At 66.5% G+C, this 12,800-nt stretch carries 12 protein-coding genes; 8 read left to right on the top strand and 4 right to left on the bottom strand.

Features of this window, described 5'->3' with window-relative positions; all coding sequences use genetic code 11:
- Positions 1-14: 14 nt before the first annotated feature.
- Positions 15-617: a ribosome biogenesis GTP-binding protein YihA/YsxC gene (gene yihA, locus AC5P78_RS04155; protein WP_005411022.1), complete on the bottom strand. Its 603-nt coding sequence runs from the start codon at positions 615-617 to the stop codon at positions 15-17.
- Between the two features lie 156 nt (positions 618-773).
- Here yihA and AC5P78_RS04150 point away from each other — a divergent pair, with 156 nt between their 5' ends.
- The 4 genes from AC5P78_RS04150 to AC5P78_RS04135 all read left to right on the top strand — a co-directional run bounded on the left by AC5P78_RS04150 (position 774) and on the right by AC5P78_RS04135 (position 4,065).
- Positions 774-1,574 (top strand): c-type cytochrome, encoded by an 801-nt coding sequence (locus AC5P78_RS04150; protein WP_005411023.1) that lies wholly within the window; start codon positions 774-776, stop codon positions 1,572-1,574.
- A 106-nt stretch (positions 1,575-1,680) separates the two neighbouring features.
- The gene (locus AC5P78_RS04145; RefSeq protein ID WP_005411024.1) at positions 1,681-2,331 is read left to right on the top strand and encodes a thiol:disulfide interchange protein DsbA/DsbL; all 651 of its coding nucleotides are present in this window, start codon (positions 1,681-1,683) and stop codon (positions 2,329-2,331) included.
- Positions 2,332-2,437: 106 nt separating this feature from the next.
- Positions 2,438-3,274, top strand: a complete 837-nt coding sequence (locus AC5P78_RS04140) for a thiol:disulfide interchange protein DsbA/DsbL (protein WP_062605647.1) — start codon at positions 2,438-2,440, stop codon at positions 3,272-3,274.
- A 53-nt stretch (positions 3,275-3,327) separates the two neighbouring features.
- The gene (locus AC5P78_RS04135) at positions 3,328-4,065 is read left to right on the top strand and encodes an endonuclease/exonuclease/phosphatase family protein (RefSeq protein ID WP_005411026.1); all 738 of its coding nucleotides are present in this window, start codon (positions 3,328-3,330) and stop codon (positions 4,063-4,065) included.
- Between the two features lie 109 nt (positions 4,066-4,174).
- On the opposite strand, the gene AC5P78_RS04130 is transcribed toward AC5P78_RS04135, so the two are convergent.
- Positions 4,175-5,044 carry an EamA family transporter gene (locus AC5P78_RS04130; RefSeq protein ID WP_065183183.1) on the bottom strand — a complete coding sequence of 290 codons (870 nt, stop codon included), beginning with the start codon at positions 5,042-5,044 and terminating at the stop codon, positions 4,175-4,177.
- Positions 5,045-5,116: 72 nt separating this feature from the next.
- Between AC5P78_RS04130 and AC5P78_RS04125 the strand changes: the two genes are divergently transcribed.
- From AC5P78_RS04125 to AC5P78_RS04110, 4 genes are all read left to right on the top strand, one after another.
- A complete protein-coding gene (locus AC5P78_RS04125; RefSeq protein WP_012481255.1) occupies positions 5,117-5,599 on the top strand; it encodes an Lrp/AsnC family transcriptional regulator in 483 nt (160 codons plus the stop codon).
- 8 nt (positions 5,600-5,607) lie between these two features.
- On the top strand, positions 5,608-6,159 hold the full coding sequence (locus AC5P78_RS04120; RefSeq protein ID WP_065183184.1) for a M23 family metallopeptidase: 552 nt from the start codon (positions 5,608-5,610) through the stop codon (positions 6,157-6,159).
- Between the two features lie 172 nt (positions 6,160-6,331).
- A complete protein-coding gene (gene fhuE, locus AC5P78_RS04115) occupies positions 6,332-8,491 on the top strand; it encodes a ferric-rhodotorulic acid/ferric-coprogen receptor FhuE (protein ID WP_065183185.1) in 2,160 nt (719 codons plus the stop codon).
- A gap of 200 nt (positions 8,492-8,691) precedes the next feature.
- On the top strand, positions 8,692-9,126 hold the full coding sequence (locus AC5P78_RS04110; protein WP_223846440.1) for a hypothetical protein: 435 nt from the start codon (positions 8,692-8,694) through the stop codon (positions 9,124-9,126).
- A 44-nt stretch (positions 9,127-9,170) separates the two neighbouring features.
- Here AC5P78_RS04110 and AC5P78_RS04105 read toward each other — a convergent pair whose 3' ends face one another.
- Positions 9,171-12,032 carry a TonB-dependent receptor plug domain-containing protein gene (locus tag AC5P78_RS04105; protein WP_180872545.1) on the bottom strand — a complete coding sequence of 954 codons (2,862 nt, stop codon included), beginning with the start codon at positions 12,030-12,032 and terminating at the stop codon, positions 9,171-9,173.
- 269 nt (positions 12,033-12,301) lie between these two features.
- A complete protein-coding gene (locus AC5P78_RS04100) occupies positions 12,302-12,712 on the bottom strand; it encodes a biopolymer transporter ExbD (RefSeq protein WP_005414480.1) in 411 nt (136 codons plus the stop codon).
- Positions 12,713-12,800: the final 88 nt, after the last annotated feature.

Genomic DNA, 12,800 nt, shown 5'->3' with positions numbered 1-12,800 from the left:
CGACCGGAAATGCCTTACTCCAGCCCCAGCCAGCCGCCGATCACGCCACGGGCTTCGTCCACGCCGGTACGGTCTTCGCCGGAGAACACCTGCACGCTGACGCTGTCGCCGTAGGCCGATTGCAGTTCCTTGCGCACCTTCTGCAGGGACTGCATCTGCTGGCTGCGGCTGAGCTTGTCGGCCTTGGTCAGCAGGGCGTGCGCCGGCAGGCCGCGCTGCACGGCGTAGGACAGCATCTGCCGGTCGTAGTCCTTCAGCGGATGGCGGATGTCCATCACCACCACCAGCCCCTTCAGGGCTTCGCGGGTGCGGAAATACTTGTCGATGAAGGCCTGCCAGTGCGCTTGCAGGTCCAGCGGCACCTTTGCATAGCCATAACCTGGCAGGTCGACCAGATGCGCTTCCGGGGTGACCTGGAAGAACACCAACTGCTGGGTACGGCCAGGGGTCTTGGAGACACGGGCCAGGGCGTTCTGGCGGGTCAGCGCGTTGAGCGCACTGGACTTGCCGGCGTTGGAGCGGCCGGCGAAGGCCACTTCGGCCCCTTCGTCGGGCGGCAGTTGCCGCACGTTGTGGGCCGAAAGGTGGTAACGGGCGCGTTCGATGAGCAATGACATGTGCCTAGGATCGCATGTTGCGGCGCCGCGCGCCCGTGCCGGCGGCCTCTGCGGGCATTTTGCTGCACTGCTGCGTTGACCGTGCGCGGAAACGGCGTTGATAATCCGGGCGATGCCGGCGGCCACCGCCCGGCCCGGTCCATACGGAGCTTCAGCATGCGCCACGCTCGCGTTCTTGCCGTATCCGCCCTTGCCACTGCTGTAGTCGTTGCCGCTGCTGCGTTCGCGCAGACCACGTTGACCCCGCTGCCCGACAACGGGCCGATCAACACCGCCTCGCTGGAGGTGGATTTCAGCAAGACCCACTGGGGCGATGCCAAGGCCGGCCAGACCAAGGCCTCGGCCTGCGCGGCCTGCCATGGCGCCGACGGCAATTCCACGGTGGAGATGTACCCGTCCATCGCCGGCCAGAGCGAACGCTACGTCGCCCAGCAGATGGCCCTGATCGCCAATGGGCAGCGCAGCTCCGGTGCGGCGGTGGCGATGGTGCCGTTCGTGCAGAATCTCACCCCGCAGGACATGCGCGACATCGGCGCGTTCTTCGCCACGCAGAAGGCCACCGCCGGCATCGCCGATGACACGGCAGTCACCGACGGCCCGTACAAGGGCATGAAGTTCTACGAGATCGGCCAGCAGCTGTACCGTGGCGGCGACGCCAAGCGCGGCCTGCCGGCCTGCATGGCGTGCCACGGCCCCAGCGGTGCCGGTAATCCGGGTCCGGCCTATCCGCACATCGGTGGTCAGCACGCCAGCTATGTCGCGCGCCGCCTGCAGGAATACCAGGCCGGCCAGACCAACGAGACCGACAAGGCCCACTTCCAGATCATGGCGACAGTCGCGCAGAAGCTGAGCGAGCAGGAGGTGCAGGCGCTGTCGAGCTACCTGCAGGGCCTGCACAACAAGGCCGACGATGTGGCCACTGCCCCCCCGTCGGCGCAACCGGCTGCCGCCCCCTGACCACCACTGGTCGGCCCGGGCCGCCACCACGGCCCGCGCCTGCGGTATGTTTCCTTCACGCCGGCGACCGCGCCGGCGTTGCTTTTTTCAACGGAGATGCGTGTCGATGAGGTTGATTTCCCGCCTGCTGTTGTCCGTGCTGGTGCTGCTGCCGCTGGCAGCCTGCGCCGCTACCCCCGCCAATGCCCCGCTGGTCGAGGGCAAAGACTACGAGCGCATCGCCCAGCCGGGCCCGTTCCAGCCGCTGGCCGGCAAGATCGAGGTGGTCGAGGTCTTCGGCTACACCTGCCCGCATTGCGCCCACTTCGAACCGCAGCTGGAAGCCTGGGCGGCCAAGCTGCCGGCCGACGTGCGCTTCACCCCGGTCCCGGCTGCCTTCGGTGGCGCCTGGGATGCCTGGGCACTTGCCTACTACGCCGCCGACGAGGTCGGCGTGGCCAAGCGCAGCCACGCTGCCGTGTTCAAGGCCCTGCACGAGCAGGGATCGCTGCCGATGCAGAACGTCTCGGCCGATGAGCTCGCCACCTTCTACAAGGCGTATGGCGTGACCCCGGACCGTTACCTGCAGGCCCTGCGCGGCGACGCCGTACAGAAGAAGGTCGATGCCGCGCGCGCGTTCGCCCAGCGCACCAGGATCCCGGGGACCCCGGCGCTGATCATCAACGGCCAGTACCTGGTGCGTGGCAACAGCTTCGACGACCAGCTGCGCATCGCCTCGGCGCTGATCGCCCAGGCCCGCGCTGCCCGCGGCCGCTGAACCAACACCCACCACCGACACGGCGCTGTCGCCGCCGCATGTCATCATTTCCCTCTGGCCGGCGCCTGGCGCCGGCCCCACCATTCCAGATGCTGGAGACGTTTCCATGAAGATCCGTTACGCCCTCGCCCTCGCAGCGCTGCTGCCGATCCTGGTTGCCTGCAAGGCTGATGACGGCAGCACCAACACCACTGCGGCCCCGGCCGAACCGGCTGCAGCACCGGCAGCCACCACCGAACCGGCTGCTGCGCCGGCGGCGGGCAGCGAAGGCGCCGCGCCGGCTGCCGCTGAAGGCGAGAAGGCCCCGGCCGAAACTGCTCCGGCCACCGCACCGGCCCCGACCACCGCCGCACTGACCGGCCCGGCCCCGGTGGAAGGTGCCGACTACCAGGTGATCCCGAACGGCCAGCCGTTCCAGCCGGCCACCGGCAAGATCGAAGTGACCGAGATCTTCGGCTACGTCTGCCCGGCCTGCGCCGCATTCCAGCCGCTGGTCGGCCCATGGAAGGCCGGCCTGCCGAGCGACGTGAACTTCGTCTACGTGCCGGCCATGTTCGGCGGCACCTGGGATGACTACGCCCGTGCCTTCTACGCCGCGCAGACCCTGGGCGTGCAGGAGAAGACCCACGAAGCGCTGTACGCCGCCATCCACTCGCAGAAGACCCTGAAGGGCGAGCGCGGCCGTGATTCGGTGGAAGACATCGCCAAGTTCTACGGTGCCTACGGCGTGGATCCGAAGCAGTTCGCCGCCACCATGGGCAGCTTCGCGGTGAATGCCAAGACCAACTCGGCCAAGCAGTTCGCGCAGCGCAGCCAGATCAGCGGCACCCCGTCGATCATCGTCAACGGCAAGTACCTGGTGAAGGGCAAGAGCTTCCCGGACATGCTGCGCATCGCCGACCACCTGATCGCCCGCGAACGCGGTGCGGCTCAGGCTCACTGATCCAAGAGAAGCGTTTCCCGGCCGTGAATTCCCCCCGTACACGGACCCTGCGCTTGCTGACGGCCAACATCCAGGCCGGCTCAAGTACCCGCCGCTACAGCGACTATGTGACCCGCAGCTGGTCACATGCGCTGCCGGCGGGTCGCAAGCGCAGCAGCCTTGACGCGATCGCCACCTTGGCGCGCGACCATGACATCGTCGGCCTGCAGGAGGCCGACCCGGGCAGCCTGCGCTCGGGCTTCACCAACCAGACCCACTATTTGGCCCAGCGCGCCGGCTTCAATTACTGGAGCCACCAGCCGAACCGGCGCATGGGTGGGGTCGCCTCCAGCGCCAACGGCCTGTTGAGCAAACTGGAACCGGTTGAAGTGCAGGATCACGCCCTGCCCGGCCGCATCGGCGGGCGCGGCGTGCTGCTGGCCAAGTTCGGCGATGGTGCTGATGGCCTGGCGGTGGCAGTGGCCCATCTGTCGCTGGGCGCGGGATCGCGGATGTCGCAGCTGGGCTTCATCGCCGAGCTGTTGTCCGACCACCCCAACGCAGTACTGATGGGCGACTTCAACTGCCTGGCCGAGCGCCCGGAAATGCAGGTGCTGTACCAGAAGACCCGGCTGCAGCCCCCGGGCTGCATCGTGCCGACCTTCCCCAGCTGGCGCCCCGACCGCGCCATCGACCACATCCTGGTCAGCAGTGGCCTGCAGACCCGCACCGTGGAAGCCGTACCGGCCGCGTTCTCCGATCACCTCGCCCTGGCGATGCAGATCGACGTCCCGGCCGACGCCCTGCGCTGACTCGCCGTTACGGTAGGTGCGGACCGTTGGTCCGCACGCTCTGCGCCGGGCGCCGCCCGGCGCCCCCTAAATCGGGGCACAAACGACTTAATCCCCTCCGTCCCCTTTTTCAGGCGGTGACGGGTGCCTTCAACCGCCGCGCGGTCATCGTGCTGCCCACCGAGGCCAACACCGTGCAGCCGATCGCCAGCCACTGCAGCCCGTGCAGGTGCTCGTGCAGCAACAGCATCGCCCACAGCGCGGCCACCGCCGGCTCCATGCTGATCAGGATGCCAAAGGTCTCCTTCGGCAGGCGCTTGAGCGCCATCATTTCCAGCGACATCGGGATCGCGCTGGACACCAGTGCCACCAGCAGGCCCGCCGCCAGGATCTTCGGGTCGAGCAGCGCGGCACCGGCATGCACCACTCCCACCGGTACCACCACCAGAGACGCCGCCAGCAGCCCCAGCGAGACCGAGTGCCCGGCATGCAGATGACCGGCACGCTTGCCGAACACGATGTACAGGCCCCAGCAGGCCGCAGCGCCCATCGCGTACAGCACGCCGGCCGGGTCCAGCGCGGGGCCACCGCCGATCGGCAGCAGCAACAGCAGCCCCACCGCCGCGCAGCCTACCCAGAGGAAATCGATCGGGCGTCGTGATGACAGCATCGCCACCGTCAGCGGCCCGGTGAACTCGATGGCCACCGCGATGCCGAAGGGAATCGTGCGCAGGGCCATGTAGAACAGCAGGTTCATCAGCCCCAGGGTGAGCCCGTAGCGCAGGATGGTGATCGCATCCACGCGGCTGGTCTTCCAGCGCCATGGTTGCCAGAACAGCAGCAGCAACAGCGCTGAAAAGCCCACGCGCAGCGCGCTGGTGCCCTGCGCACCGATCAGCGGGAACAGGTGTTTTGCGTAGGAAGTGCCGATGGCCAGCGAGGTGACCGAGCCGAGCACCGCCAGCGCCGGCAACATCGGCGCAAGTCGTGAGGTCTGCATCCGCAAAGTCTATTGCGTCGGCGTCGAGCACTTGGCTCAATTGACAGCCTGTTCGTGCAACTTCTGCTCGCCATGGCCATCGCTCCCGTGCTCGACAGTTTCGACCGCGCCATCCTCGACCTCCTGCAGCGGGACAACACCCTGCCGCAGCGCGAAATCGCCGAGTCCGTGCACCTGTCCACCCCGGCCGTGCAACGGCGCATCAAGCGCCTGCAGGACAGCGGCGTGATCGCGGCCAACGTGGCGGTGGTCGCCGCAGCCAAGATCGGTCGGCCGCTGACCATCATCGTCGAGGTGCGCGTGGTCAGCGAGCAGCGCGACCGCGTGGCGCCGTTCAGGCGCCGCGTGCAGGACGACCCGGCGGTACAGCAGTGCTACTCCATCACCGGCGATGGCGATTTCCTGCTGCTGCTTTCGGCGGCTTCGATGGAAGAGTACGAGGCCATCACCGAGCGGTTGTTCGGCGGCGATGACAACATCGAGCGCTTCCGCACCTCGGTGGCGCTGGGCACATTGAAGCGGAGTTTCGAGGTCCCGCTGGCACCGGTTCTATAGCGTCAGCCATGAATACACCGTCCTCCCACGCCCACCGCCTTCGCCGCTGGTTGCTGCGTGGCCTGTGGCTGGCCATTGCGCTCGTCGCGGCGATGACGCTGTGGAACAGCCCATGGGCGGCCGCACCGAAGATGCTGTGGGCGCTCTCGCGGATGCCGCCGGCCACGCAACTACCGGTGCCGGTGGACGGCGTGCGGCCACGCCAGATCGCCGATACCTTCGGCGCGCCACGTGGCCGTGACCGCTCCCACGCCGGCATCGACATCTTCGCCAAACGCGGCACCCCAGTGCGCAGCGCCACGGCCGGTGTCGTCGCGGATGTCAGCGAACGCGGGCTCGGCGGGCGCCAGGTCTGGGTGATCGGGCCCGGGCGCGAACGCTACTACTACGCCCACCTAGACGACTGGGCCGAAGGCCTGGTACGCGGCCAGGTGGTGCAGCCCGGCGACCTTCTCGGTCATGTTGGCGACAGCGGCAACGCCAAGGGCACGCCGCCGCACCTACACTGGGGCATCTACGGCTCGAACGGCCCCCGCGACCCGTTGCCGCTGCTGCGCTGACCGCCATTGCGCACCCGCGGACCGACCTGTTCATGATTTGTAAATAGGAATAGTTCGTATTACTATTTCTTTCGTTTCCGGTGGTGCCAGGACGGCCTGCCCGCCCTTCCCCTACCCGTAGCGCATCGCCTCCTGGATGACGGCCGAACGCGCGTGCTCGTCCAGGCCCCCCATGACCCGTCCCGCCTTCCGTACCCTGCAGCCGCAGCGGCTGTCCGTTGCCGTGCTTGCTGTTCTCTGTGCCGTGGCTCCGGCCGCCTTCGCCGACACCGCGGCCGACCCGACCACGCTGGACAAGGTCGTCGTCAAGGGCGAACGCGCCGAAGGCTACTCGGTGCGCCGCACCTCGGCCGGTACCCGCTTCGACCTGGCCCCGCGCGAGATCCCGCAGTCGATCAGCATCATCAGCCACCAGCGCATCGAAGATCAGAACCTCGACGACATCATCGACGTGCTGGCCAACACCACCGGCGTGACCAGCACCCAGTCCGACAGCGAACGCACCGAGTTCTACGCGCGCGGTTTCTACATTGATGCCTACCAGTTCGATGGCCTGCCGACGCAGATGGTGCAGAACTGGAGCTACGGTGATTCCGGCCTGGACCTGGCGCTGTACGACCGCGTGGAGGTGGTGCGTGGTGCCACCGGCCTGCTCAGTGGTGCCGGCAATCCGTCCGCGTCGGTGAACCTGATCCGCAAGCATGCCGACAGCGCCGAACTGACCGGCAGCGTCTCGGTGAACGTCGGTAGCTGGGGCCGCACCCGCACCACGGTGGACGTGGGCAGTGCGCTGAACGCCACCGGCACCGTGCGCGGCCGCGTGATCGGCAGCTACCTGGACACCGACGGCCAGATGGATCGCTACAACCAGCGCAAGACGCTGGGCTATGCGGTCATCGACGCCGACCTGACCCCGGACACCCAGCTGAGCGTGGGCTACGACTACCAGCAGAAGCGCGCCACCGGCGCGACCTGGGGCGGCTTCCCGATGCTGTACTCCGATGGCTCGCGCACCGGCTATGACGAATCGTTCAACGCCAGCCCGAACTGGACCTACTGGGACACCACCAGCAAGCGCGCGTTCGCCACCCTGCAGCACGCCTTCAGCAATGGCTGGAAGTTCAAGGTCGGTGCCACGCACGATGAGACCAAGGCCGACGACAAGCTGTTCTACCCGGCATACAACGACTGGACCACGGGCGCATCGAACTTCGACAGAACCAACGGCACGGGCATCTCGCCTTCCGCGGGTTTCTACAACACCGAGCGCAAGGTCACCGGTGTTGATGGCTACGTTGACGGTCCGTTCCAGCTGTTCGGCCGCGAGCACCAGTTCATGGCCGGACTGAGCTACAACGAGCGCGACTATGCCAACTACGGCGACTACCAGGTCGGTGGCGCCGGCAAGACCTGGGACCCGTTCACCAGCTACCTGCACTGGACCGGCAACATCAGCGAGCCGAACTGGAACCCGCTGGCACTGGCCAGCCAGGGCACCATCACCCAGAAGGCCGGTTACGCCGCCGCACGCCTGTCACTGGCCGATCCGTTGAAGCTGATCATCGGCGCCCGCTACACCGACTGGAAGAGCGAAGGCGAGAACGACGACCGCGAACACAAGGTGACCACCCCGTACGCCGGCCTGGTGTATGACATCAACGACACCTACTCCGCGTACGCCAGCTACACCGAGATCTTCCAGCCGCAGACCGCCCGCGACCGCAACGACCGTTATCTCGACCCGGTCGACGGCAAGAGCTACGAGGTCGGCGTCAAGGGGGCTTGGTTCGACAACCGCCTGAATGCCTCGCTGGCGGTGTTCCGCATCGAGCAGGACAACGTCGCCCAGGTCACCAGCGAGCCGATCATCGGCCGCCCGGGTGAGTTCGCCTCGATCGCCGCACGCGGCACCGTCAGCCGTGGCTTCGAGTTCGAGGTGAACGGTGAACTGGCGCCGGGCTGGAATGCCACCTTCGGCGCCTCGCGCTACGTGGCCAAGGACATCAACGACGCCGACATCAACACCAACCTGCCGCAGACCGCCCTGAAGCTGTTCACCAGCTACACCCCGCAGTCGCTGCAGGAACTGACCGTCGGTGGCGGTGCCAACTGGCAGAACCGCATCTACTACGCGGTGCCTGCCTACGGCCGCATCGAGCAGAGTGGCTATGCGCTGGTCAGCGCCTTCGTGCGCTACCGCATCTCGCCGGAGTTCAGCGTGCAGGCCAACCTCAACAACCTGCTGGACAAGAAGTACCTGTCGCAGATCAACGGCTACGGTGCGTATGGCGATGGCCGCAACGGCTCGCTGACGTTCACCTGGTCGTTCTGATCCAACCGGCTTTGTAGCGTCGAGCCATGCCCGACTCGGCCACAGAGGGCAGTCGAGCACGGCTCGACTCTACAACGGGGACGCTCAGCGCCCTCGTTGCGGCGGCGCCCCGGCAGGTGTAGCGTCGCGGACACGGTGGCCTGCAGCTTCGACCCGTGCCATCCGGACACCTTGCGCCTCCCCTTCAAGGACGACCGGCCATGCGCACCCGCACGAAACTCGGTCTCTCGCTCATGGCCCTGTTCTCGTCGCCACCGCTGATGATCGGCACCGGCAACGGCTACTTCATCCTGCTTCTGCTGATCGGCCTGCCCGCCGCCATCCTGTCCTGGTTCGATCTGGGCCGTGAACTGCGTGCCATCCCCAGCCCCACCCGTACCGAGCGAGCGCTCGGCCTGGCAATGGGCGTTCCGCAGGTGCTGTTCGGGCTGTTGTGTGCGGTCATAGGCCTGCTGTTGGTTGCCTGGATCCTTTACAACCTGCTGATCGAGCACCAATCGCAGTTCCGCATCCCGTCACTGCCCGCCTTCGCGGCTGGGCCGATGATGATCGTGGTCGGGCTGGGTTGGGCGCGCACAGCCTTCCGCCGCGCGGCCCTTGAGCAGGACGCCCCGGAACAGGACATTCCGGATTGATGCCTGATGACCGGTGCCGGGAAATGCCCGGCACCGGTCCCTCATCAGAACCGCAGATCCGCGCGCAGGTACCAGTAGCGGCCACGCGGGATGTCGTAGGTCGAAGCGTCGTAGCCGTTCAACGAGCACGACAGGCAGATCGGCGGATCCTTGTCGAACACGTTGTTCAGGCCGGCCGTCAGCTGCAGCCCCTTCATCCAGTCGATCTTGTAGCCCACCTGCATGTCGTGGAAGGTGGTGGCCGACAGCGTGTTGGTGCCCGCTGCCTGGTTGCTGCACACCGGGAAGGCCGCGGCATCGCCACAGTTCTCGGTCAGCTCGGAAATGTGCCGCACCGTCCAGTTGGCGCTCCAGCGGTCCATCGTCCAGCCGATGCTGGCATTGCTGGTCCACTCCGGAATCGAGCTGTCGGCCACTTCCACGCCCGGCTTCTGCGGCTGCTTCTGCCCGGCCGCGCCGGTGGCCTCGTAACGGCCGACGAAGGTGTTCTTCCACGCCAGCTTGAACTGGCCGATGGAGGTCTGCGGCAGGGTCCAGAACAGATCCACGTCCCAGCCGTCGGTCTTGATCGAACCCAGGTTGGTCAGGCGGTTGTTGAAGCTGCTGACCGCACCGGTGCTGGCACGGGTGATGCCATCGCAGTAGATCGGGTCCAGCGTATCCACGCACAGGTCCAGCTGGGTCTGCGCGTTGATCGCCTGGATCGCACCATCGATGGCGTGGCGGTAGAAGGTCACTTCCACGTCGAAGCGCTCCGACCACGACGCATTGTTGCCGAACCATGGGCTCCACACGAAGCCGGCGCTGAAGCTGCGCGAGCGTTCCGGCTCCAGCTCACGGTTGCCGCCGGTGGTCACCGAGATCTGCGAGTTGGCCTGCTGGAAGCCGGCCGGCACGCCCAGCGCGGCACAGTTGGCGGCGCTGCCACGCGGCGGAGTGCCGCCCAGACCCACCGAGCACGGGTCGAACAGCTGCAGGTCGGCACGCGCCGCCGAGCCGTACAGTTCACCGATCGACGGTGCGCGGAAGCCCTCGGCGTAGGTGGTGCGCAGCACGAAGTCATCGGTCACCTGCCAGCGCAGGCCGTACTTGGGCGTGAATTCACCACCAAAGGTGGAGTAGTCCGAATAGCGGCCGGCCAGGCTCAGGTCCAGCTTCTTGCCGAACGAGGAATCGGCGAAGATCGGCACGCTCAACTCCAGGTAGGCCTCGTTGACGTCGTAGGAACCGGAGGTCGGCTGCGACGGCACGCCGTTGTAGTGGCCGATCACTGTCAGCGGATCGGGCTGGTAGGAGCCCTTGTACTTGCGGTACTCGAAGCCGGTGGCGAAGGATACCGGACCGGCCGGCAGCGAGAACAGCTCGCTGGACAGGTTGGCGGTGAACAGGCTCAGTTCGTTCTGGCTGCGGTCGCGCACCACCGGCTGGATCCACTTCAGCATGTCCGGGGTGATCGAACCGACGCCGCCGAAGATGTTCAGCGGCACGCAGCCCGGCGTGGCCGCACAGACGGACGGATCGCCCAGCGCCATGTTCACCTTGTAGATGTCATAGCTGCCGTAGTTGGTCTGTTCGGCCTTGTTCTTGCTGTACATGCCGTTGACATCCCAGTACCAGCTGCGGTCGGCGGCATGGAAGTCACCGACCAGGCCGGTGGCGAAGTAGGTGGTGTCCACTTTCTGCTTGAACACGCGCGCACCGCCTTCCACCGGGCGACGACCGATCAGGCTCATGTTGTCACCGGAAACCAGATCGAAGCCGAACGGGTTGTACGGATTCAGGCGCGAGACCACGATGTTGTCGGCCAGCGGATTGCCGGTCGCGCCATCGGGGCCGAAGAACAGCGGCTCCGGGCCGGCCTGGTTGGTCGACTCACGACGGTTGCCCAGTGCCTTGACGTACCACTGCACGTTGTCGGTGATGTCGAAGCGGAACTGACCGAACAGGCCTTTGCGCTCCGACGGCGTCAGCACCATGTTGTATTCGGCGAAGTTGAAGCGGTCGGCGGTGGTGAAGCAGTGGTAGTCATCCGTGCGGCTGCAGCCGGCGCTGCCGTCGTAGCGCGGATTGCTCACGCCGGTATTGGGCACGATGTTCTGCACCGCACCGGTGTTCGGGTCGGTGAACATGAAACGGCCCTGCGGAATGCCACCGCTGCCGAACGCCAGGCCGGTGCCGGGAATCGGGAAGCGCGACTGCTCGCGGTCCTTGGCGAATACCGGATCCTGCTTGGTCCAGCTGGCGCCCAGGAACAGGCTGAAGCGGTCGCCACTCTTGCCCCAGGCCAGGTCCACGCCCTTCTGCGTGCCGTCGCCCTTGCTGTACTCGCCGTAGTTCAGCGTCACCTGCCCACCATCGAAGTCACGGCGGGTGATGATGTTGACCACGCCGGCAATGGCATCGGAGCCGTACAGCGACGACGCGCCATCTTCCAGCACCTCGATGCGCTCGACGATGGCCAGCGGAATGGTATTGAGATCGGTGGCCGAGCCGACGCCGGAGGCGGACGACTCATTGACCCAGCGGATGCCATCGACCAGCACCAGCACGCGCTTGGCCCCCAGGTGGCGCAGATCGACCTGCGCCGAGCCGGCACCCACGCCACTGCCATCGGGCGGGAAACCGAAGTTGCCGGACGAGTTGAACTTGGCGTTGAGCGCCGAACCGGAACCGGTGAGCTGCTGCAGCACTTCGCCGATCGAGGTCAGGCCGGTGCGTTCGATGTCACCGCGCGTCAATGTCTGGATCGGCACCTGGCCTTCGACTTCAGCGCGCTTGATGCGGGTACCGGTCACTTCCACCGCATCGAGGTTGGTGGTGGATTGCGCAGCGGCACCCAACGGTGCCAGGGCCGTCACGCACAGCGCAACGGCAACCGCCAAAGGGCGGTGGTGCAGGTACTTCATTCGCTCTCTCTCCAAAGGAATGTCGGGACTTGGACTGCCGCGCTCCCCCCTGCGTGGCGGCAGCGTCTCCTTTGTAAACAAACGGTAAAAACCACGGCGTGATGATCGACACTATTTCACGCGGAATTGACGCAGTTGGCAGCCGATTGCGTCAGATGCGTGCCGTTAATACCGGACGGTACTGTTCGAGGCGGACGGCTTGATGCCGGACACGACAGCACACGCGGAGTTTTCCCAGCCCTCATCAAGCGCTCTTGCGAGTGCCGATGCTAGTAGCCCTGCGCTGTGACGCGAAGGCCACGCCCCTCGATGGCGAACAGCACCCGTGCCATGTCGCCGTAGTCGGTGCTGTCGGCGGTGGTCAGGTGCAGCGAGGGCTGGAGCGCCGGCGGCAACTGCTGGAGCTGGGCGAGGGCGTGCTGCAGTGACGGGTCGTCCAAGGGCCGGTCATTCCAGTAGACGCCACCGGCCGCGTCGAGATGCAGCGCGATCGATGCCGGCGGCGTGTGCCCGGGCCCCGGCGGGCATACAGTGCCCTGTTGGAACGTGCGCACCGCCGTCGTCTGTGCCATCGGCAAGGTGGTGACCACCAGCGCCAGCAATACCAGCAGCACATCTACCAGCGGCGCCAGATTGATCCCGGACATCAGCGCACGGGCGTGCACGGACGCATAGCGCATACCACGCTCCTTCGCGGAACAGCGGCCCACGTCGAGCAGGCCGCGCTGTGCCTGAATCATCGCACAATTGAGATCCGCGACAGGTGTG

This window comes from Stenotrophomonas sp. YJH_SMC_133, from assembly GCF_059370655.1.
The sequence above is the reverse complement of the archived record's forward strand: the minus strand, read 5'-3'. Positions and strand labels throughout refer to the sequence as shown.